We start from the raw sequence: 22,174 nt of genomic DNA, 5'->3' as shown, positions 1-22,174 counted from the left end.
AATCTGTTTAGAGAGAGATAGAAAAGAATGCTATGACTCAAAATATTTTTTTCCCCCATCAACATCTTTTAGGTATCAAAGGTTTGAGTATACAAGACCTGTCTACATTACTTGATCGTGCAGATACAAATGTTACTCTTTCTGAAAAAATTGATAAAACAAAATCTCTATTATATGGACGGACTCAAATTAATCTCTTCTTTGAAGCTTCCACACGAACACGATCCTCTTTCGAATTAGCCGGCAAACGATTGGGAGCAAATGTGATGAATATGGCTATCAGTAATTCATCTGTAAAAAAAGGGGAAACATTGATTGATACAGCCACAACTCTCAATGCAATGAAACCAGATATACTTGTTATTCGCCATAGTAGTGCTGGAGCGGCTGCTTTGTTAGCACAAAAAGTTGATTGTTGTGTGATTAATGCAGGTGATGGTGCCCATGAACATCCAACCCAAGCTCTCTTAGATGCCTTGACAATCAAAAGAACAAAAGGTCGTATTGAAGGATTAACGGTTGCAATTTGTGGAGATATCTTGCATTCACGTGTTGCGCGTTCCAATATCCTAAGTCTCAATGCTTTGGGAGCGCGAGTTCGTGTTGTTGCTCCTTCCACACTCTTACCTACAGGAATTTCTGATATGAGTGTTGAGGTTTTTAACTCCATGAAAGAAGGCCTTAAAGATGCTGATGTTATCATGATGCTTCGCTTACAACATGAACGTATGACAGGTTCGTTTATTCCCTCGATTCGTGAGTATTTTCATTATTTCGGCTTGCATAAAGAAAATTTGGTTTATGCTAAAAACGATTGCATTATTCTCCATCCAGGTCCAATAAACCGTGGTATAGAAATCGCATCGGATATAGCAGATGGACCACAAAGTATGATTCATACACAAGTAGAAATGGGAATCGCTGTGCGTATGGCTGTCATGGAAGCCTTATTGGCTTCACGTCTTCAGCATTGGGGAGAAAAAAAATGACAAAGCCAATTGTCTTTCAAAATGCTCGTATTATTGATCCGTCACGCACAATCGATGAAATGGGTACAGTTATTATTGAAAATGGACGGATTACAGTTGCTGGAAAGGAAGCCTTAAATCAAGGAGTTCCTGATGATGCAGAAATTATTAATGCACAAAACAAAGCAATTCTTCCTGGACTTGTTGATGCGCGTGTTTTTGTTGGGGAACCAGGAAATGAAGACCGTGAAACCATTGCCACAGCAAGTCAAGCAGCAGCAGCAGGTGGCATTACTTCCTTTCTTATGATGCCAGATACAAATCCAATTATTGATAATAGAGCACTTGTTGAATTCATTACGCGGACAGCACAGGAAATGTCATCAGTTAATATTTATCCCGTTGCTGCGATTACGCAAGGTTTCAATGGACAAGAAATAACTGAATTTGGCTTGCTAAAAGATGCGGGAGCAATTGCTTTTAGTGAAGGAAAAAAGACACTGCAAAGTTCATCTGTTATGCGACGTGCAATGACTTATGCTCGCGACCTCGATGTTCTCTTGATGCATGAAACACAAGATAAGGAGCTTACAGGAAAAGGTGTTATGAATGAAGGACTGCTCGCCAGTTGGCTAGGGCTCTCTGGTATCCCTCGCGAAGCAGAAGTTATCCCACTCGAAAGAGATTTACGACTAGCAGCATTAACACAAACACGCTATCACGCTGCCCAAATATCGACAGCCCTCTCTGCCGATGCACTTCGCTTAGGCAAACAACGCAGCGAGAAGATTACAGCCGGTGTATCCATTCATCATTTATCTCTTAATGAAAATGATATTGGTGACTATCATACTTCTTTCCGTTTTATGCCTCCACTGCGTACGGAAGAAGATCGTATAGCAATGATTGAAGCAATAAAAGATAGGACAGTGGATATTATTGTCTCTTCTCATGATCCTCAACATGCTGATACAAAACATTTACCATTTAGTGAAGCATCTTCAGGTGCCATTGGTATGGAAACTTTATTAAGTGCGGCTTTACGCCTTTATCATGATCAGACGATATCTCTTCTACGACTCACTGAACTTTTATCGACAGCACCAGCTAAACTCTTTGGACTTCATGGAGGAACACTTAAAAAAGGTGCTTATGCAGATCTTATTTTGGTTGATCTTGAAGAACCGTGGGTTGTTTCTACAGAAAGGTTGTATTCACGCTCGAAAAATACACCTTTTGAAAAGGCACGCTTTCAAGGGCGCGTTCTCCAAACCTTTGTTAAGGGACAATCAATCTTTAAACTTAATCAGGAAATTTAATGAGATTTTTCATGAATGAAGGTGAAACACTTTTCCAGTTCACTCCATGGTTTATTTTTTTCATGTCCTATCTCGTTGGCTCGATCCCCTTTGGACTAGTTTTTACACGATTGGCTAGGCTTGGTGATGTAAGAAAAATTGGTTCTGGAAATATTGGAGCTACGAATGTTCTACGGACAGGAAATAAAAAAATTGCCGCACTGACACTTCTTTGCGATATGTTGAAGGGAACTGTTGTTATTCTTGTTATAAAATATTTAAATGATCCAACAGAAAATAGTCTCATTATTTCTCTAGCTGGTTTTTTTGCTTTTTTGGGACATCTTTTTCCCATATGGTTAAAATTTAAAGGTGGTAAAGGCGTTGCAACCTATCTTGGTGTTTGCTTAGGAGTCTACTGGCCAACAGCAATTGTTTTCATTGTTGTATGGATGGGGATTTTCCTACTCACACGCTATTCTTCTTTATCTGCACTTATGGCCGTGGTGATAACTCCAATATTTGCTTTTTATTTTTCGGATTCTCATTTTTATTGTATGCTGATAGCGATGAGCGTATTTGTATATATAAAACATTACGCAAATATCGGTAGATTATTCATTGGGAAAGAAAGCAAGATTGGTACGCAAAAAGGAGATAAGTAAAGGAATTCTGCTCACTGATCGTCAACGTCTAAATTGGTTACGATTATTGCGTAGTGAGAATATAGGAGCCGTGAGTTTTCGCAGTCTCATTGATCATTATAAAACAGCAGAAAATGCTCTCGCAGCACTTCCTGAACTCAGTAGAAAAGGTGGTCTTTCTACATCTATTCGCATAACAACAATAGAAGAAGCTGAAAAAGAAATGCAAGAAGCCGAAAGGTTGGGTATTCGTTTTATCGGTGTAGGAGAACCGGATTATCCAACCTTTCTTAAGGTGACAGAAGCTTCACCACCTCTTATTGCCATAAAAGGGAATGTTTCAATTTTTCAAAAACCTTCTGTTGGCATTGTAGGATCTCGAAATGCCTCAGCGGCTGGAAAAAAACTTGCTGCTCAATTTACGCATTTTCTTGGAGATGCTGGCTTTACAACAATTTCTGGACTCGCTCGTGGAATTGATAGCATTGTACATCAGGCAAGTCTCTTAACAGGAACAGTTGCGGTAATGGCTGGTGGAATTGATCACATTTATCCTCCTGAAAACAAAAAACTCTACGAAGATATTATCGCTAACGGTGGTGCAATCATCAGTGAAATGCCCCTTGCTTGGAAGCCACGTGCTATTGATTTTCCCAGAAGAAACCGTATCATTGCAGGTTTATCACTTGGTCTCTTGGTGGTGGAAGCAGCATTGCGATCAGGGTCCTTAATTACCGCACGTCAAGCCGCTGAAATGGGACGATTGATTTTTGCCATTCCTGGCTCTCCACTTGATCCAAGATCTGTTGGTACAAACAATCTCATCAAGGACGGAGCTCAACTCACTACGCACCCCTCTGATATCATAGAAATGCTTACACCGTTAATAGTACCTCCTCCAAATTCCCAACTCAATTTTTTTGAAGAAGAGGAAACAGTCTCCCTACAATTTGAAAAGGACAATTTTAGTACACCTCATGAAAAATACGACAACCCCTCTTGCTTTGGAGATGATAAAGAACGCGCCACTGTTCTCTCCGCTCTTTCCACAACACCCATTGATTTAGATACACTCAGCACCCATTCAGGTGTTGCACTCCCAAATCTCTACCTCTTGCTGGTTGAGCTTGAGCTTGCTGGAAAGCTTACTCGACATGCTGGTGGTTATGTGTCATTGTCGAGTTTGGATCTTCCCCAAGAGCCTCAGCACTATTAATAATGCTTTGCCCTTCTTTGGCAACCATATCCAAAAGTAATGCTAAAAGTGGACTGTGTGCTTGACGTGCCATCTGATTCATTTGTTTGGACATATCTGTAATATATTGGATAACTTTTAAATGATTTATAAACATAATTCTCTATCCTTGAGCATTTTCCCTCCTACTTCTCAACAGATGTTATCTTCGTATTTTGCTATATGTTTTTGTATTAACAGTATAAATAAATCTTACAATTCCATATAGGGTGTATTTTAACAATAACAATTACAAGTTGTACAATATTAATGTTTTTTGTATGACAAATGTTTTTTTATGTGCTCTTCACCAATTGCCATTAGCTATTCGCGTGAAAGAGGATTATAGAAAAGTTTTTATTTCAACATTCAGGTAAAATTATGAATATCGTTATCGTTGAATCGCCAGCAAAAGCAAAGACAATTAATAAATATCTCGGATCTCAATACAAGGTCGTAGCATCATTTGGACATGTTCGTGATTTGCCTGCAAAGGATGGTTCCGTTCTGCCTGATCAAGATTTTTCTATGAAATGGGATATAGATTCTGCTGCAGCAAAACGTTTAAATGAAATAGCAAAAGCAGTGAAAGAAGCTGATAGCCTCATCTTAGCAACCGACCCTGATAGAGAAGGAGAAGCTATTTCGTGGCATATTTTGGACGTTCTTCGTCAAAAAAAAGTTTTAAAAGATAAACCTGTTAAACGGGTTGTCTTCAATGCTATCACCAAAAAGTCTGTGCTTGATGCGATGAACAATCCACGGGATATTGATACATCTCTTGTAGATGCTTATCTTGCACGTCGTGCTCTTGATTATCTTGTTGGTTTTACGCTCTCACCTGTTTTGTGGCGTAAACTTCCCGGTGCACGCTCTGCTGGTCGTGTTCAATCTGTTGCCTTGCGTATTATTTGTGATCGTGAAGCAGAAATAGAACATTTTCTTAAAGAGGATTATTGGTCTCTTACAACAGACTTAAAGACCATCAGAAATGATCGCTTTCAAGCAAGATTAACAATGTTTAATCAAAGGAAGATTGGCAAACTTGATATTAAATCTGAAGAACAAGCAGATCAAATTCGCCTTATGTTGGAGAAAGCAAAATATCGTACCCTCAGTGTTGAAGCAAAGCCGACAAAAAGAAATCCTGCTCCCCCCTTTACAACATCCACTTTACAGCAAGCTGCTTCTTCAAAATTAGGATTTTCAGCTTCTCGCACTATGCAAATTGCTCAAAAACTTTACGAAGGTGTTGAAATTAATGGTGAAACGGCGGGGCTTATTACCTATATGCGTACCGATGGTGTGCAAATAGCGCCAGAAGCCATTGATTCAGCACGAAAAGTCATTCATGAATCTTTTGGCAGTGATTATGTCCCTGAAAAACCGCGTTTTTATTCAACAAAAGCCAAAAATGCACAAGAAGCGCATGAAGCTATCCGCCCCACAGATTTTCAACGTACTCCCAATCAAGTACGAAGTTTCCTCGATAGCGATCAGGCAAAGCTCTATGAGTTAATCTGGAAGCGCGCTATTGCCAGTCAAATGTGTTCTGCTGAAATTGAACGTACAACCGTTGAAATTGAAGCACAGCAAGGAGAAAACCATGCCAATTTACGTGCAACAGGTTCTGTTATTCGTTTTGATGGCTTTATTTCTGTTTACACGGATCAACGGGAAGAAGAAAACAGTGAAGAAAATGAAACAACACGTTTGCCACAAATAAACACTGGTGAAGCACTTGAAAAAGAAAAAGTCGAAGCCATACAACATAGCACAGAACCACCTCCCCGTTATTCTGAAGCGTCCTTAATTAAGAAGCTTGAAGAGCTGGGAATTGGTCGTCCTTCAACCTATGCTTCTACGTTGTCCACATTATGTGATCGCGGATATATTATCATTGATAAACGAAAGCTTATTCCTGATGCTAAAGGACGTATCGTTACAGCCTTTCTTGAAAATTTCTTTAATCGCTATGTAGAATATAGTTTCACAGCAGACCTTGAGGAAAAACTCGACCTTATATCGGATGGAAAACTTTCTTGGAAAGATGTCATGCGCGATTTTTGGGATGGATTTAATGCGTCTATTAGCAATATTAAAGAACTCCGTATAACCAATGTCCTTGATGTTTTAAACGTGACATTAGCTCCTCTTGCTTTTCCTGTCCGTGAAGACGGAAGTGATGTTCGTTCTTGTCCCCTTTGTGCAAACGGTGAATTATCCTTAAAGCTAGGGCGTTATGGTGCATTTGTTGGTTGCTCTAATTATCCCGAATGCAAATATACACGCCAACTTGGCACAGATACTGGAGAAGAGAATGAAGTCATTCGGAATGATGAACCTGTTATGCTTGGTGTCGATCCTCAAACAGGAAAAGATATTTCTCTTCGCAAGGGTCGTTTTGGTCCCTATATTCAACTTGGTGAAAACAAAGAAGCCAAGCGTGCAGGACTACCAAAAGAATGGCAGACAGAAAATATCACACTTGATAAAGCTTTAGCTTTACTATCCCTACCCCGTGAAATTGGTACCCATCCTGAAACAGGCAAAATGATTACAGCAACTATCGGACGCTATGGCCCCTACCTTACGCATGATGGTAAGTCTGCTCCCCTTCTTCATGCAGATGACGTTTTTGATATTGGCATCAATCGTGCTGTTACAGTATTGGCCGAAAAACAAGAAAATAAAACAACACGCAGCAGAACAACATCGGCAGCACTCGCAACATTAGGAGAACACCCTGATGGAGGAACTGTCACCGTACGCAATGGACGTTATGGTCCGTATGTTAATTGGGGCAAAATTAATGCAACATTGCCAAAAGATAAAGAACCAATTAGTGTAACACTTTCAGAAGCGTTAGAACTTATATCAGCTAAAGCATCTCAGAAAAAAACAACAGGTAAGGCTACCAGTAAAAAGGTAACAACAAAAAAAACTCCTTCCAAAAGAAAAGAGACATAAATTTTGGCTCAAGGCGAAAAAAAAACAAAATATTTTCAATCATTCAATATGGAAAAGCTGCCCAGCAAAGCAGAAATCCTTTCCTTTATGAATGAGAATCCTGACCAATCAAGTAAACGAGAAATCGCAAAAGCTTTTAACTTAAAAGGCGATTCTCGTATCTGGCTAAGAGTTATTTTACGTGAACTGAAAGATCAAAACCTCATATCAAAACAGCGTAAAAGAGCAATAAACAAAGGAAAATTGCCGCCAGTTGTTTTAGTAAAAATTAGTGGACGCGATGAAGATGGCAGTTTGATTGCGCAACCTGTTGAATGGGAAGATGATCAAAAACCAAATATTGAAATACACTCTTCCCATCGCATAAAAGGGGTAAGCATTGGGGTTGGAGATCATATTCTTGTAAAAATTTTTCGAACGAAGACATCTCAAAAATTCTCTTATACAGGGCGAATTATTCGTAAAGTTGAGGTGTCACCAAAGAGCATATTTGGTATTGTACGAGAGTTGAAAAAGAACCACTGGCGACTTGATCCGATAGAGCGGAAAGCGGACGAACTCATTATTGAGGGCTCTGATATAACTTCAAATATGAAGATAGAAGCAGGAAACCTTGTTGAAGTTGAAATTAAAAAGAATACCGGTTATGGATTAAAAACTGCACAAATAAAGAGTGTTTTAGGGCATATTGACAGTGAAAAAACACTCTCAATGATTGCGCTTCTTTCAAAAGGCATTCCTTATATTTTTCCTAAAGATGTGCTTGAGCAAGTCAAACATATCAAACCTGCCAACAGAGAAAATCGTGAAGATTGGCGGCAATTACCGCTTGTTACAATTGATCCACTTGATGCAAAAGACCATGATGATGCTGTTTATGCAACAAAAGATCAAGATCCTGCCAATGTTGATGGATGGATTATTGTCGTCGCAATTGCAGATGTTTCTTATTATATCAAAACAGGAAGCCCTTTAGATAAAGAAGCATTAAAACGAGGGAATTCTGTTTATTTTCCTGATCGTGTTGTGCCAATGCTGCCAGAACGCATTTCTAATGATTTATGTTCTCTACGTGAAGGAAAAGAAAGACCAGCTTTGGCCGTTCGGATGATTTTTGATGCAAATGGAAACAAACGAAAACACAGTTTTCACCGTGTTATGGTGCGTGTAGTCGCCAAGTTTTCTTATCAAGAAGTGCAATTAGCAATTGAGGGAAATATAAATAAAAAAACTGCGTCCTTTTTCGAGAATGTTTTACAACCATTATGGGACGCTTATAGGTGCCTCAAAATCGCACGGAATCGTCGACAACCGTTGGAATTAGAAATAGCAGAAAAAAAGATTATTCTTGATCAAAATGGATGTATTAAAGATGTTGTCAGTGAACACCATTTAGAAGCACATCGTTTGATTGAAGAATTCATGATACAAGCAAATATTTCCGCTTCTGAAACATTAAAAGAACATCACCAACCCCTCATCTATCGTATCCATGATAAACCTTCTCTTGCAAAACAAGAAATACTACGAAGTTTTCTACAAAGTTTAGGAATATCACTCTCTAGGGGTGCAGAGCTTACATCAGCACGCCTTAATAATATTTTAGCAAAAGTTATGGATACAAAACAACAGGAGTTGGTCAATCAAGTTATTTTACGCACACAATCTCAAGCAGAATATAATCCTCAAAATATTGGTCATTTTGGTTTAAACTTACATAACTATACACATTTTACATCACCCATTCGCCGTTATGCTGATCTTATTATTCACCGCGCACTCATTAAAGCCCTAAAATTAGGCAATGACCAATTAACAAAAACACAAGAACAAAATCTTGCGGAAATTGCCACGCAAATTTCCTTATATGAACGCCGTGCAATGGTAGCTGAAAGAGAAACCGTTGATCGACTTGTCGCACATTATTTAACCAACAAAATAGGCTGTACTTTTACAGGTCGTGTTTCTGGTGTTACAAAAGCTGGACTTTTTATCTCACTCGATAAACTTAATACAGATGGTTTTGTGCATATTACGACACTTAAAAATGATTATTATTATTTTGATGAAGTACAACACACTCTTGTGGGAAAGCACAGTCACAAAGGCTATCAACTCAGTGATATGGTAGAGGTAAAACTTATAACGGTACAGCCTTTTGCTGGTGCTTTATGCTTTGAGCTCTTAACAGAACCTCGTCCAATAGCTTTTTCATCGAGATCTTACCATAAAAACAAACTTATAACGAAAAAACAAAGACATGCTTTTTATAGAAGAAAAAATCTTAACTAAATGAAAACCAATTATTATCATTTTTATTTAAAAGATTTTAAAAACTCGTGAGAGAAATTTGATAGTTATTTTATTTTCCTCAAATTACACATTATTGATAAAATAACAGCATATTGCTCATTAAAAAAGAAGAAACGCTCTATAACCTTCAGATAAAAATTTGAAAGAACTTTCTGTATTAAATAAATGAAAAATTGACAAAAAATAGGTTTGTATTTTTTTATTCCAAATTAGCTTTTTCTTACGCTTCATAATTAAAGGTATAATTAAGCCATCTACAGGATAAAAAATTTGAACCCTCATAAATAATTCTTTATGTGCAATCGTTGCAGCTATTACAATCTGTAGCACTGTTGGATAGCATTGGAAATATAAATTGTTTTATTTCTCATGATAGAAAAAAGGTCTTTTAAAGAGAGCCATCAACTATAGCAAAATAATTGGTAGAATTGCTAAAATTCTTGCGGCCATCTTTACTACTCGAATCACCTGATAGCGAGGTATTCTTCAAACAATCTTGATAAAGATGATCATAGGAACTTTGCGTTTTTAGGATTCTATTTTTTCAACATATGAATCTGATTTATTTTAAGATTATTACATTTGACGATAACAATTCTTTTTATCCTATCAGAATTTTAAAACAACGGTTGTGCTTCAGTTAAAAAGCATGCCTTAATATTTTCATTTATACTATTATAGTAAAATTTGTAAGAAATCCTAAACTGCTAGCAAAGGTGGGAGCACAGGGGGGAACATCTTTTATGACGGGCTGTATTCTTATTGTATTTTTATACCAATTCTCATAGCATGGAAATAAATCCTAAAGTTTAAAGGAATCAGCTGAGGTAACACACTCTCTATCTTTTTCATGTTCCCAAGCATCAGTGATGGCAGTCCTTATTTACCGAGCTGTCCAAATAGGTGGATTCTTATAAGACTCTTTAATTTATCTATAGGATATAGCGAAAAAGAGGTTGCACACTTTATGGCAACGCGCGCACTTGGTAATATTTTCCTGTTAATCTAGACGGTATTATAAGCGATTATGCAAAAGATCGAAGTTATCCTAGGCAGTGCCGTCTTAGATTTTGGGGGAGCTTTTATAATACTACGGATAACAAAACACCAATGGCTTTTGATATTCGCCCTCTTTCTCTTTTGAAGTTTATCTGCCGCTCTAGACACAATAGAACGCGCACATCTTGGTAGGCTTTTAAAAGGACATGAACAAGCTTCACGTTCACTTTGCTTAGATTTTTATTATGATATATTTATGGGACCAGTCTTATCAGTCAAACTATGGATATCGTTCCTCCTCTTTGGTTTTTCAGTAGCTATCAATTGGTTTTTTGGGTTTATAGTTAATTTTAGTGTTTGTACAACTTATCAGAAAATTAATCAGCTCTTGACTTTTTTTAGAACATCCGTAGTGTTGCTGAAAAATCTGATTATAGGAAAAATAGATTTTAAGAATAAGGCAATATTGTTTTTCGATATAATATAAATAGGAATCTTAAACTATGGCTAAGGCAGCAACCATTAAGATCAAGCTTTTATCAACTGCAGATACTGGTTTTTTCTATGTGACGAAGAAAAACAGTCGTACAATGACAGATAAAATGAGCAAACGTAAATATGATCCAGTTGTAAAAAAGCACGTCGAATTTAAAGAAACAAAAATTAAATAAGTGGGTTATATTGTTTAACTGATAATTTCTAAACCCTAAAAGTATTTTTTGCTCTTCAAAATTATTTTTGGAGAGTGTTTTTTGTTTTTTAATTAAAGAAAGAAATCTATCTGTAAACTATGCATTTTTACGGAATGGGTTGATTTATTTTTTGATTGCCTATCTGCACTATAATAATATCTTATCATGGTATTATCTTTGGTCTATTTTGATATGTAATCAAGATATAAAATGCATGACGATAACAAAATATTTCCATCAGAATAGAGTGATATTTTTATCAAGAAAATGGAAATTCGCGCAGAACTTATAGGAAATTCTCACTCAATAAAACATGTTATAATAGCAGTTTCTTGAATTTCATGAAAAAAAAGTTTTTCTCTTTTGATCAAAAAAACATTAAGTTCAAAATTATTGTTTTTAATATTTTTATTGCTGTGCTCATTATAACAATTTATTTTAAATACATTCAAGTGCTTCCTCAAAAAGACAATTTTTCTTCAAAAACGTCTATTGAAGGTCAAGCATTTGTTATTGATGGCGACTCAATCATGATTTCTTCTATCATGATTCGGCTTGCAGGAATTGACGCCCCTGAACTCCACCAATTTTGCGGTAAAAAGGAAGCACATTATCCATGTGGACTTGAAGCAAAAAAGTATTTAGAACGACTTATAGCCAATCAACCCGTTAGATGTTATTGGCATAAAAAAGATAAATACCGCCGTATTCTTGCAACATGCAAAACAAAACAAGGCAGCAATATCAATGCAACGCTTGTACGGAATGGCTGGGCTGTAAGTTATTATGATTACCCTAAAGAAGAGCAGGAAGCTAAAAAGAAAAAAAAAGGAATATGGCAGTTCAATTTTCAACGACCGAGAGAATGGCGAAAAGCACATCCACGAACAGAATAAGAAAAATACTTTTCAATTCCCTATTTGCCCATGAAGCAACAACATTGTAACCAAATTATCAAACTTGAAAAGCAAATTTATTCTTGTCGTATTTGTACGCAACAACCATGTTATCTCCCTCCTCTTCCTCATGAACCAAATCCCGTTGTTTATTTATCCGATAGGGCTTTAATTGCAATCGCAGGTCAAGCACCTGGGTTGCGTGTCCATGAAACTTCTATCCCTTTTAATGATCGCTCTGGTGAAAGATTACGTTATTGGCTGAATGTCTCGAAAGAAGAGTTTTATAATAGATCTCTCTTCGCTATTGTTCCTATGGGATTTTGTTTTCCAGGTTACGATAAAAATAACTCTGATTTGCCACCAAGACGTGAATGTCGTGAGATATGGCATGAGAAAATATTTCAAGCGATGCCACAAATAAAGCTTGTAATTGCTATTGGAAGTTATGCACAAAAGTGGCATATTACAGAATTAAAGCATAAAACTGTTTCAGCAACCGTCAATGATTGGAGAAATATTCTTTCCATACGTCAACCACGAGGCTATAATGTTATGCCTTTACCTCATCCTTCATGGAGAAACACTTCTTGGTTACAAAAAAATCCATGGTTTAATGATGAGCTTGTTGTGTATTTGCGTAGCTTGGTGCGTAAATTTTTATAAACTGAATATCGAGAAAAAAATATGGATCGTCTTGATCGAAAAATCCTCCATCTTTTGCAAGAAAATGCGACGCTCTCTGTTGCTGATATTGCCAAAAGAGTTGGACTTTCAACCACACCTTGCTGGCGCAGGATTCAGAAACTTGAAGAGGATGGTGTTATCCAGCGTCGTGTTGCTGTCCTTTCTCCAGAAAAAGTAAATGCTCATGTTACTGTTTTTGTTTCTATTCGTACAAACACTCATAGCCATGAATGGTTTAAGCGTTTTTCAAAAATTGTACAGGAATTTCGTGAAGTCATTGAATTTTATCGGATGAGTGGGGATATTGACTATTTATTACGTGTTGTTGTTCCCAATATTGAAGCTTATGATCTTTTTTATAAAAAATTAATTGCTCAAATTGATATCCGTGATGTTTCCTCTTCTTTCGCCATGGAACAGATTAAATATACCACAGAACTTCCACTCAATTACATAAAATTACAAGAAAAGACCAGTGAACAAGATTCTTAAAGGCTTGTGTAAATACATAATCATCCCTCAGGCGGTTAAATTCTCTTTTTCAAAAAACGCCATTTGTGTATGTGTCAGAACAGCAGCCTTGACGATGCCTGCTGCCATAGCTGCACCTGTCCCTTCGCCAAGGCGCATTTTCAAATCTAGAAGGGGTTCTTTGCCAATTTTTTCTAAAAGTTTATGATGCATCACTTCAGAAGAAATATGTCCCACAAGAGTATGGTCAAGAGCACTCGGATGCATTTTATAAAGGATTGCTGCAGCTGCTGTCGCTACAAAACCATCTAAAATAACCGGAATTTTTTCCATTCTTGCAGCCAAAATAGCTCCAACCATAGCAGCGATTTCACGTCCTCCTAATCGACGCATTATTTCAAAAGGATCATGAAAATGATCTTTATGTAAAGAGATCGCTGTCTTGAGCGTCGCTATTTTACGCTGATAAAACTCTCCATCCGATCCCATAGCACTTTCTGTCCATTCCTCAACATCTCCACCAAATAATGCTAAACATAAAGCTGAAGCTATTGTTGTATTGCCAATACCCATTTCACCTATACATAAAAGATCTGTTCCACCAGCAATGGATTCCATTCCAAATGCCATTGTCGCAGCTGCACTACGCTCATCCATTGCAGCATCTTTGGCAATATTCATTGTCGGATATTCCAGTGCTAAATCAAATATCTTCAAACCAAGATCATAAGCGATGCAAATTTGATTAATAGCAGCACCACCCGTTGCAAAATTTTGTACCCTCTTTTGTGTCATAGATTGCGGTAATGGAGTAATATTTTCCTCCGTAACACCATGATTTCCAGAAAAAATAGCAACGAGAGGCCGTTTTATCATAGGCTTTTCTGTTCCTCTCCATCCTGCATACCAAACGGCAATATCTCCCAATTTCCCTAGAGTTCCTTGAGAGTTTGTTAATTTGTTTTGCCGTTTTTTTGCCAAAGTTATAGAAAACGCATCAGCACTAGGTAAATTTGTGAGTAAAGCACGAAAATCATCAAATGGACTAACAGTCATGAAGATACCTTTTCAAATTGACAATATTTTATGGGAATCTCGTCATATATACAGGATATGAATAATTTATTGGTTTTTTAAAAGCAGTGTTTTAAAAATATTAAAGATGATTTGCAAAATTATTTACCGCTTAATTTGCTCACAAACTGAAGGCTCATTAAAATAATAGATTATAAAATATTATCAATATGTTACTGTATATTTTTATATTATAGTCTTAAGCTATTTCCATACGAAGACACATGTATCGAATAGATTATTTAGCGTGCAACATCCTCTCTATATAAGGATGATAGCTTTCTAAAATGCATAATCTGAACTTTCAAAAACCTTCAGGACACAGGAAAACTTTAAGAGAAACGAGTGTTAACATAAACTCATCTGTAAACTGTTATGAAGTGAGGGCAGAAAAAGCTTCTTTCAAAACATGGATGCCCGCATCATTTTTTGTTGCATCATTGGATAATATTTGTCGCCATCGACGTGCTCCATCCCTACCATGAAACAAACCAATCATATGACGTGTCACATGAGAAAGTCGTCCTCCTAATGCGATATGTCGAGCAGCATAATCACACATAGCTTCAATCAGATCACTATCACTCAGATCGCTGTGCAGTTCGCCATATATTTCAAAATCAACCTGTTTTAATAAAGCTGGATCATGATAGACTTGTCGTCCAACCATAGTTGCATCACACAAAGTTAAATGCTCTTTAATTTCAGAAATAGATTTAATTCCCCCATTTATTCCAATGAATTTATTTGGATACTTATGTTTCAGTTTGTAAACTCGTTCATAATTGAGTGGGGGAATATTGCGATTTTCTTTCGGGCTTAATCCTTGTAACCATGCTTTGCGTGCATGTATCCAGAGAGCATCACATCCAGCATTCCAAACTTGATTGGCTAAAACATCTAAAGCGAATTCTTCATCTTGCTCATCCACACCAACGCGACATTTGATAGTGACAGGTATCGTAACCACTTGTTTCATTGCTTCCACAGCATTTGCTACAACATCAGGATGCAACATCAAACAAGCACCAAATACACCGGATTGAACGCGATTTGAGGGACAACCAACATTGAGATTTATTTCGTCATAACCAAATTCTTCAGCAATTCGTGCAGCTTGTGCCAATTTTTTTGGATCTGCTCCTCCTAATTGCAAGGCAACGGGATGTTCTTCATGATTCAAAGCCAATATTTGTTTGCGAGCACCATGAATAACAGCATCCGCTACAATCATTTCAGTATAAAGAAGAGCTTTTTTTGTTAAAAGGCGATAAAAAAATCTGCAATGCTGATCTGTCCAACTCAACATGGGTGCTACAGCAAATTTTACTGATGAAGGAGGACCATAAAATATCATAAGCAACTACTCTCTCTTCTTCACTAAGTGCTTGTCATCATAAGATAAAATTGCCATTTTTTCCTACTACATAGAAATTTTATTCTCTCTACCGAGACATAAAAAGAGAGAAACACATCCTCTATCTTATTACTTTTTATAACTGATCTAAAAGTTTGGCCAAAACAAATATAAAAAAGGAACATAATATACTGCTTTTTTAAAAAAGCATTTCAGATATTATGTCCATGCAACAAATGTTATAAAATATAAAATTATAATAAAAATTGATTTGAACGGTTCTCCTTACCACGCATAGGCTTTTTTTAAGGATTATACGGACATTATCTAGTATAATCTGTCAGCTATTTGAAAATTAATGAATGATAAATGAAAATATTATAGAATGTATCATTATGCCTTTTTTTTATAAGATTTTTCCATTTATGGCATCATAAATAGCATACATAATACCCAATCTTCTCCATCGCCCAAGAGATAAAATACCTCTTCCCCATACACTTAATCAGATCAATTCCTCTTTAATGAATGTACTTCATTTCATAGAATCTACAGGCAAACTTTGCCTCTGAATATCTCATTTAATTTCATTATTTTATATTTTTAATATGCACAAACATTTTTTATATACAAACCTTAAGGAGAATCTATAAAACACTATAAATAAACTTTTTAACAAATTGAAATTATTATTAAATTTTGTTAAATTCATTTTTGGCTTTGCATATAAGTAGAAAGAATCTGAATCTCTTTCTCATTAAATAAAAGTCCAAGTTTTGAACGGCGCCACAACACATCTTCAGATGTTTTTGCCCATTCCTTTTCCATTAACCATTTGACTTCTATTTCATAGAGTCCATGTCCAAAATTTTTTCCTTTATCTGCTTTGCCATTTGCAAATATCACCAATGCTTCTGAACCATAAGAACGTGCAAGTCTACGATATGTAAAAGCATCTAAGCCTGGAAACAAAAGAGCGATTTTCTTTTCAATTGCCTTTAAGCTATCATAGGGAAAATCACCCCCTGGAAGCGTTGAATTTTTTGTCCACGCTGCTCCCTTTGTCCCAAGAGCTTTTTCAACAAATTTCATCGCATCTTCAGCCAATTTGCGATAAGTTGTAATCTTACCACCATAAAGATTAAGAATCCGTGGCACATTTTCTGTACCCATTTCTTTTAAAACATAATCACGTGTAATTTCTTGTGCCTTTGAAGCGCCATCATCATAGAGTGGACGAACACCAGAATAGGTCCAAACAATATTCTCACGCAATATGGGTTGAATAAAATATTCACTCGCCGCTGCACAGATATAATCAATCTCTGCATCTGTAATATGAACATGAGCAGGATCACCCTGATAATCACAATCTGTTGTTCCAAGCAATGTAAACTCTTCTTGATATGGAATAGAAAAGAGAATACGTCCATCACCGTTTTGAAAGATATAAGCACGATCATGGGCATAAAGCTTAGGAATCAGAATATGAGACCCCCTAACAAGCCGTACGGGAGGACTTTCTTTATAGTCTAATACATTTGTCAGAATATGATTAATCCAAGGACCTGCCATATTTGCAATATAAGAAGCTGTCACACAATATTCTTTACCAGTTAATTTATTTCGAAGAATGATCAGCCATTTTTTTCCTTCTCTCTTTAAAGAAAGAACTTCTGTGCGTACTTTGATATCGGCTCCGTGCTTCTCAGCATCACGAGCATTAGTAATGACCAAACGCGCATCGTCTACTCTTGCATCAGAATATTCAAAGCCTTTACGATATTTTTCCTTAAGTGTAGCAGGAAAATCTTTTGAAAAATGAACCGTTTTACTGCGCCATAATTTTTGATTCCAGTTTCCCAAATAATCATAAATGAAGAGTCCCAAACGCAACATCCAAGCAGGACGCAATTCTTCATGATAGGGGAGAAGAAAGCGTAAAGGACGCACAATATGTGGAGCCATATGCCAGATAACTTCTCGTTCTTTTAACGCTTCACGAACCAGTCTAAACTCATAATGTTCAAGATAACGAAGGCCACCATGAATAAGCTTTGTCGATGCACTTGAGGTTCCCGAAGCAAGATCATTCATCTCCGCTAATCCCACTTTAAACCCGCGTCCAGCTGCATCTCTTGCCAGCCCACACCCGTTTATTCCTCCACCAATGATAAACAAATCATAATGCATCATGGTTTTCATAATTTTACTTTTCATCATTCACTTTAATTCATTCTACTGTACTGAATTAAAGTACGAGTAAAATGCTCTTCATAGGATTATCAACGTGCTTTTTTTCATAAGAAACATGTATAAATATTTTAGACATCATCATAAATGAACCCAGATAAAAAGAAAGGAAATTTCAATCTTTAAAGAACATAATCATCGTAAATGTGCATCATATGAAATCTTCTTAGAGAAAAAAGTTGATGTTTTTTCTGCAACCTACTAGATATATGCTATAGTTGGGGGCTTATATTGCATATAAGCAAGAGTTTTCACAGACTTTGACTTTAAGTATTATAATAGAAATATGAAGGCGTATATAAATGATCCATCAGTCTCAACATTCAAAGACAACGTTCATTGCTAGACTTTTAGCAATAATCCTGTTGGGCCTTTTAACCTTTTCATCTTCTCTATCAAATGCAACATCCAGCAATAAAACAGCAAATTATTTAAGCGCAGAAAAACTTAAAACACAACTTCTAGAAGATCCTTCTTTTTTATCTAAACTCAAAGAAAAAATTACACCACAGATTGATAATCATGATATTCAAAAAATTGTAAGGGATTACTTACTCACGCATCCAGAAATTATGATTGAAATGCAGCTCATTCTCCAAGAAAAGCTGGAAAAGAAAAGCGCGCAAGACGCACAAACACAAGCTTCAATCATTAACTTTTTAAAAAAAGAAATTTTTCACTCCCCTCATGATGCTATTTTGGGAAATCCAAATGGTAAAAGAGTGCTGATTGATTTTTTTGATTACAATTGTGGATATTGTAAGATGTCCTATTCATACATAGAAAACTTAATAAAAGAATACCCAGATTTACGAGTCGTCATTAAAGATTTGCCTATTTTAGGATCTGATTCTATGGCAGCACACACTGTTGCCCATGCTTTTCGGAAACAATTTCCAGAAAAATATCCTCAGTTTCATAAAGCACTTTTAACCAGTGAGAGTCGTGCAAATGAAGCTAAAGCCATAAAAATAGCAGTTTCGTTAGGAGCAGATGAAAAAAAATTGCGCGATGCAATAAAAGATCCTAATCTTAAAAATCCTTTTAAAGAAAATATTCAAATTGCCTCTCAGCTCAATATTACAGGTACGCCTTCTTATATCATTGGTGATAAAGTATTTATCGGAGCCGTAAGCCAAGATATGTTAAAAGAAGCCATAAAAAATATACCGTAAATATCGTTTCTCTACCTCGACACTTTTATATAGAATACTGTCAATGAAATGATTTTATGCTTTTTTTTTGGATAACAGACTTATAAATGCAACTTCGCGTAGCAAATACCGGTTTAAGATGACAAAATGTAATTCTAAAAAAGTAGATAGTTTTTAAAAGCCCTCAAAAGGTCATCCGTAGTCTAGAGATATTCAGTCATAAGCAATTAAATAATTGGCGATCTTCATTGATCAAGGAGTTAGAAATAAAATGGCAACAAAAAAGATAGGCGCGGCAAAACATACCGCAATTGATACAAAAATTATTCGCGACCTTGCTGAAATTTTAAATGATACAAATTTAACGAACATTGAGCTCGAACAGGGTGGACTTCGTATTTGTGTCTCACGCCATAATATTTCAACACCACCTGAACAAACAATTTATGCCCCTGTTTCCCCTACAGTTTCTGTAACTTCGCCTCCTATTCCGATATCTACCACTCCTATAAAAGAAGATAAATCTAAAGATGCAGTAACATCTCCAATGGTTGGAACAGCCTATCTTGCGCCTTCGCCAGGAGCTCAACCTTTTGTGGAAGTAGGACAGAATGTTTCTGAGGGGCAAACATTACTTATCATTGAGGCAATGAAAACGATGAATCAAATTCCATCACCACGCTCAGGCACGGTGACCAGTATTCTTGTAAAAGATGGCCAACCCGTTGAGTTTGGCGAACCACTTATTGTTGTTGAATAAAGCGAGAGGCAACTATGATTCGAAAAATCCTCATTGCTAATCGAGGAGAAATTGCTCTTCGCGTTTTACGGGCTTGCAAGGAACTAGGTATCAAAACCGTAGCTGTTCATTCCACTGCTGATGCTGATGCAATGCATGTTCGTCTTGCTGATGAAAGTGTTTGTATAGGTCCTCCCCCAGCGCGTGATTCTTATTTGAGTATTCATCAAATTATTGCTGCGTGCGAGATTACAGGAGCTGATGCTGTCCACCCTGGCTATGGTTTTCTTTCTGAGAATGCAAAATTTGCTGATGTTTTAGAAGCTCATCATATCACATTTATTGGCCCAACCGCTGCGCATATTCGAATCATGGGTGACAAAATCGAAGCAAAGAAAACCGCTAAAAAACTTGGAATTCCTGTAGTTCCTGGCTCAGATGGAGCTGTCAGCGAAGAAGCGGATGCTCTGCGCATTGCGAATGAAATTGGTTATCCGGTTATTATTAAGGCTTCTGCTGGTGGTGGTGGACGCGGTATGAAAGTTGTTCATTCAGAACAAGAATTTGCTATAGCTCTCAAAACAACTCGTTCGGAAGCAGAAGCGGCTTTTGGTAATGATGCAGTTTATATTGAAAAATACTTGGAAAAGCCTCGTCATATTGAAATTCAAATTATAGGTGATGGTGCAGGAAATGCTGTTCATTTAGGAGAGCGCGATTGTTCACTTCAACGGCGTCATCAAAAAATATGGGAAGAAGCGACTTCGCCTGCACTGAATGAAATAGAACGAAAAAAAATTGGTGACATTGTAGCAAATGCTTGTGCACAACTTGAATATCGCGGAGCAGGTACCGTTGAGTTTCTTTATGAGAATGGCGAATTCTACTTTATTGAAATGAATACGCGTTTACAAGTTGAACATCCTGTAACTGAGGCCATTACAGGCATAGATTTAGTTCATGAACAAATTCATATTGCATCAGGCAACAAACTTTCAGTTACACAAGAAGATATTAGCTTCTCTGGTCATGCTATTGAATGTCGTATTAATGCGGAAGATCCCCTTACCTTTACACCATCACCAGGAACGATTACACATTTTCATACCCCTGGAGGTTTAGGAATTCGCGTTGATTCAGGTGCTTATTCAGGTTATCGAATACCTCCTTATTATGATAGCATGATTGGAAAACTAATTGTTCATGGACGAACCCGTTTAGAATGCATGATGCGTTTACGACGTGCTTTAGATGAATTTGTGGTCGATGGAATCAAAACAACATTACCTCTCTTTCGCGACCTCATTAACAATCAAGATGTTGCAGATGGTAATTATAATATTCATTGGCTAGAAAAATATCTTTCTAAGCAGTTGACTTCTCCGGATTCATAATCTGATAACAAAAGGATAAACTCTTATCACTACTTCCCTAGGAAGTCTCATATATGGAAATAACATCCAACATCGTTGTAAAGGGTCGTGAGAAAATAAAGGAACTGATTATTTTATAATTTATGATAAAAGTTTTTAAAATATGCAGTAAAATTGATAATTTTCTATTTTCCTTTTTGTGAGTTTGTGCTACCTCCTTACATGGTTATGCCCTTATAGCTCAGTTGGTAGAGCACCTGATTTGTAATCAGGGGGTCGGGAGTTCGAGTCTCTCTGGGGGCACCATTGCATTTTATGGTACAAATAAGTTGTTGCTTTTGCTCGTATCTTTTGAAGTGAGGGGGGCTACAATAAAAACGAGGGAATAGGATTCTCAATGTACCTCTCAATTATTGCGAATCAGAACTCCTTTCCGAGGTCTTTTTTTGCTATTTCTCTAACTCTTCGTGAGCCATTTTTTCACGTGGGAGAGACTATTTTCTAGCGCCTCCATAAAACGAGCTAAATCGATTACAAACATGAAGACAATAAGGGCAATCCACTTCATAATACGTGACATCATCTTTATGCCTTGGTACGTCTCTATCATCTCATGAAGGAGCTGTTGTTCCGTTTCTGTCAGTTGTTTTGTGTTATTTGTTTTCTTGGACATCTTTCCAACCACATACCTGCGCTCCCTGTTGATTATGCTTTAAAATATCTCTTGCTAGATTGGGACTGATGACCTGAACATCTTGTTTATCCAAATAAATGGGCAACCAACCAACACAAGAAACAGACCTATTTGCTGCGCACCCAACGAGACAGAGCAGCACGCACACCAGAATCACTTTTTTGATTAACTTCATTTTCAACCTCAAGACGTGTTCTCGCTCTCTTTAAGGCTGTCTCTACCTGCTTGTGACGCTCGCTTTGCTTGCCAACATGAAAGGCTTTCGCCAAAGCGATAAAAAAAACGGCTATAGCCGTTAACAGAAGAGACAGATTTCTTTTCAACCAATAAATCACAAGCGCTGTTCCTTAAAGCGCTT

At 36.9% G+C, this 22,174-nt stretch carries 19 protein-coding genes and 1 tRNA gene; 14 read left to right on the top strand and 6 right to left on the bottom strand.

The features are described 5' to 3' along the window. Positions 1 to 32: 32 nt before the first annotated feature. The 4 genes from PVV64_RS04440 to dprA are packed head-to-tail and all read left to right on the top strand — an operon-like array spanning position 33 to position 4,126. A complete protein-coding gene (locus tag PVV64_RS04440; RefSeq protein WP_273759928.1) occupies positions 33 to 989 on the top strand; it encodes an aspartate carbamoyltransferase catalytic subunit in 957 nt (318 codons plus the stop codon). Then, positions 986 to 2,287, top strand: coding sequence for a dihydroorotase (locus tag PVV64_RS04435; protein WP_273759927.1), 1,302 nt, complete (start codon positions 986 to 988; stop codon positions 2,285 to 2,287). The genes PVV64_RS04440 and PVV64_RS04435 overlap by 4 nt, the downstream gene beginning before the upstream one ends. A gap of 11 nt (positions 2,288 to 2,298) precedes the next feature. Next, on the top strand, positions 2,299 to 2,931 hold the full coding sequence (gene plsY, locus PVV64_RS04430; RefSeq protein ID WP_273759926.1) for a glycerol-3-phosphate 1-O-acyltransferase PlsY: 633 nt from the start codon (positions 2,299 to 2,301) through the stop codon (positions 2,929 to 2,931). Next, complete coding sequence (gene dprA / locus PVV64_RS04425; protein WP_273759925.1) at positions 2,888 to 4,126, top strand: DNA-processing protein DprA; 1,239 nt, start codon at positions 2,888 to 2,890, stop codon at positions 4,124 to 4,126. The genes plsY and dprA overlap by 44 nt, the downstream gene beginning before the upstream one ends. Here dprA and PVV64_RS04420 read toward each other — a convergent pair. Continuing rightward, positions 4,056 to 4,262 carry a hypothetical protein gene (locus tag PVV64_RS04420; protein ID WP_273720394.1) on the bottom strand — a complete coding sequence of 69 codons (207 nt, stop codon included), beginning with the start codon at positions 4,260 to 4,262 and terminating at the stop codon, positions 4,056 to 4,058. The genes dprA and PVV64_RS04420 overlap by 71 nt on opposite strands. 263 nt (positions 4,263 to 4,525) lie before the next feature. On the opposite strand from PVV64_RS04420, the gene topA reads away from it, so the two are divergent. From topA to PVV64_RS04390, 6 genes are all read left to right on the top strand, one after another. Continuing rightward, positions 4,526 to 7,114 carry a type I DNA topoisomerase gene (gene topA, locus PVV64_RS04415; RefSeq protein ID WP_273759924.1) on the top strand — a complete coding sequence of 863 codons (2,589 nt, stop codon included), beginning with the start codon at positions 4,526 to 4,528 and terminating at the stop codon, positions 7,112 to 7,114. Positions 7,115 to 7,117: 3 nt separating this feature from the next. After that, positions 7,118 to 9,406, top strand: coding sequence for a ribonuclease R (gene rnr, locus PVV64_RS04410; RefSeq protein WP_273759923.1), 2,289 nt, complete (start codon positions 7,118 to 7,120; stop codon positions 9,404 to 9,406). Between the two features lie 1,523 nt (positions 9,407 to 10,929). Further along, a complete protein-coding gene (gene rpmG / locus PVV64_RS04405; protein WP_004864083.1) occupies positions 10,930 to 11,097 on the top strand; it encodes a 50S ribosomal protein L33 in 168 nt (55 codons plus the stop codon). A 362-nt stretch (positions 11,098 to 11,459) separates the two neighbouring features. Next, positions 11,460 to 12,014: a thermonuclease family protein gene (locus PVV64_RS04400; protein ID WP_273759922.1), complete on the top strand. Its 555-nt coding sequence runs from the start codon at positions 11,460 to 11,462 to the stop codon at positions 12,012 to 12,014. Positions 12,015 to 12,044: 30 nt separating this feature from the next. Next, positions 12,045 to 12,680: a uracil-DNA glycosylase family protein gene (locus PVV64_RS04395; protein ID WP_273759921.1), complete on the top strand. Its 636-nt coding sequence runs from the start codon at positions 12,045 to 12,047 to the stop codon at positions 12,678 to 12,680. 21 nt (positions 12,681 to 12,701) lie between these two features. Further along, positions 12,702 to 13,193, top strand: coding sequence for an Lrp/AsnC family transcriptional regulator (locus tag PVV64_RS04390; protein ID WP_273759920.1), 492 nt, complete (start codon positions 12,702 to 12,704; stop codon positions 13,191 to 13,193). A 27-nt stretch (positions 13,194 to 13,220) separates the two neighbouring features. Here PVV64_RS04390 and cobT read toward each other — a convergent pair whose 3' ends face one another. The 3 genes from cobT to glpD all read right to left on the bottom strand — a co-directional run bounded on the left by cobT (position 13,221) and on the right by glpD (position 17,826). Next, a complete protein-coding gene (cobT, locus tag PVV64_RS04385; RefSeq protein WP_273759919.1) occupies positions 13,221 to 14,228 on the bottom strand; it encodes a nicotinate-nucleotide--dimethylbenzimidazole phosphoribosyltransferase in 1,008 nt (335 codons plus the stop codon). Between the two features lie 391 nt (positions 14,229 to 14,619). Further along, positions 14,620 to 15,603 (bottom strand): tRNA dihydrouridine(20/20a) synthase DusA, encoded by a 984-nt coding sequence (dusA, locus tag PVV64_RS04380; protein WP_273759918.1) that lies wholly within the window; start codon positions 15,601 to 15,603, stop codon positions 14,620 to 14,622. 708 nt (positions 15,604 to 16,311) lie between these two features. Beyond that, complete coding sequence (gene glpD / locus PVV64_RS04375) at positions 16,312 to 17,826, bottom strand: glycerol-3-phosphate dehydrogenase (protein ID WP_273759917.1); 1,515 nt, start codon at positions 17,824 to 17,826, stop codon at positions 16,312 to 16,314. Positions 17,827 to 18,158: 332 nt separating this feature from the next. Here glpD and PVV64_RS04370 point away from each other — a divergent pair, with 332 nt between their 5' ends. The 4 genes from PVV64_RS04370 to PVV64_RS04355 all read left to right on the top strand — a co-directional run bounded on the left by PVV64_RS04370 (position 18,159) and on the right by PVV64_RS04355 (position 21,428). Beyond that, complete coding sequence (locus PVV64_RS04370; protein ID WP_273759916.1) at positions 18,159 to 19,031, top strand: DsbA family protein; 873 nt, start codon at positions 18,159 to 18,161, stop codon at positions 19,029 to 19,031. 250 nt (positions 19,032 to 19,281) lie between these two features. Next, positions 19,282 to 19,770 (top strand): acetyl-CoA carboxylase biotin carboxyl carrier protein, encoded by a 489-nt coding sequence (gene accB / locus PVV64_RS04365; protein ID WP_273759915.1) that lies wholly within the window; start codon positions 19,282 to 19,284, stop codon positions 19,768 to 19,770. Positions 19,771 to 19,784: 14 nt separating this feature from the next. After that, a complete protein-coding gene (gene accC / locus PVV64_RS04360; RefSeq protein ID WP_273759914.1) occupies positions 19,785 to 21,143 on the top strand; it encodes an acetyl-CoA carboxylase biotin carboxylase subunit in 1,359 nt (452 codons plus the stop codon). A gap of 209 nt (positions 21,144 to 21,352) precedes the next feature. Continuing rightward, positions 21,353 to 21,428, top strand: a tRNA-Thr gene (locus tag PVV64_RS04355). Positions 21,429 to 21,579: 151 nt separating this feature from the next. On the opposite strand, the gene PVV64_RS04350 is transcribed toward PVV64_RS04355, so the two are convergent. Together PVV64_RS04350 and PVV64_RS04340 are read right to left on the bottom strand one after the other, a co-directional pair. Beyond that, positions 21,580 to 21,807, bottom strand: a complete 228-nt coding sequence (locus tag PVV64_RS04350) for a hypothetical protein (protein ID WP_273759913.1) — start codon at positions 21,805 to 21,807, stop codon at positions 21,580 to 21,582. Positions 21,808 to 21,923: 116 nt separating this feature from the next. After that, positions 21,924 to 22,151, bottom strand: a complete 228-nt coding sequence (locus tag PVV64_RS04340; RefSeq protein ID WP_273759911.1) for a hypothetical protein — start codon at positions 22,149 to 22,151, stop codon at positions 21,924 to 21,926. Positions 22,152 to 22,174: the final 23 nt, after the last annotated feature.

The organism is Bartonella sp. ML70XJBT.G (assembly GCF_028618575.1).
Classification (GTDB): Bacteria; Pseudomonadota; Alphaproteobacteria; order Rhizobiales; family Rhizobiaceae; genus Bartonella.
Note: the sequence above shows the minus strand (reverse complement) of the source record. Positions and strands in the feature narration are given on the sequence as shown.

Coding starts and splice junctions, on each gene's coding strand:
- PVV64_RS04440 (WP_273759928.1), top strand. CDS start 33: ATGACTCAAAATATTTTTTTCCCCCATCAACATCTTTTAGGTATCAAA.
- PVV64_RS04435 (WP_273759927.1), top strand. CDS start 986: ATGACAAAGCCAATTGTCTTTCAAAATGCTCGTATTATTGATCCGTCA.
- plsY (WP_273759926.1), top strand. CDS start 2,299: ATGAATGAAGGTGAAACACTTTTCCAGTTCACTCCATGGTTTATTTTT.
- PVV64_RS04420 (WP_273720394.1), bottom strand. CDS start 4,262: ATGTTTATAAATCATTTAAAAGTTATCCAATATATTACAGATATGTCC.
- topA (WP_273759924.1), top strand. CDS start 4,526: ATGAATATCGTTATCGTTGAATCGCCAGCAAAAGCAAAGACAATTAAT.
- rpmG (WP_004864083.1), top strand. CDS start 10,930: ATGGCTAAGGCAGCAACCATTAAGATCAAGCTTTTATCAACTGCAGAT.
- PVV64_RS04400 (WP_273759922.1), top strand. CDS start 11,460: ATGAAAAAAAAGTTTTTCTCTTTTGATCAAAAAAACATTAAGTTCAAA.
- PVV64_RS04395 (WP_273759921.1), top strand. CDS start 12,045: ATGAAGCAACAACATTGTAACCAAATTATCAAACTTGAAAAGCAAATT.
- PVV64_RS04390 (WP_273759920.1), top strand. CDS start 12,702: ATGGATCGTCTTGATCGAAAAATCCTCCATCTTTTGCAAGAAAATGCG.
- cobT (WP_273759919.1), bottom strand. CDS start 14,228: ATGACTGTTAGTCCATTTGATGATTTTCGTGCTTTACTCACAAATTTA.
- dusA (WP_273759918.1), bottom strand. CDS start 15,603: ATGATATTTTATGGTCCTCCTTCATCAGTAAAATTTGCTGTAGCACCC.
- glpD (WP_273759917.1), bottom strand. CDS start 17,826: ATGATGAAAAGTAAAATTATGAAAACCATGATGCATTATGATTTGTTT.
- PVV64_RS04370 (WP_273759916.1), top strand. CDS start 18,159: ATGATCCATCAGTCTCAACATTCAAAGACAACGTTCATTGCTAGACTT.
- accB (WP_273759915.1), top strand. CDS start 19,282: ATGGCAACAAAAAAGATAGGCGCGGCAAAACATACCGCAATTGATACA.
- accC (WP_273759914.1), top strand. CDS start 19,785: ATGATTCGAAAAATCCTCATTGCTAATCGAGGAGAAATTGCTCTTCGC.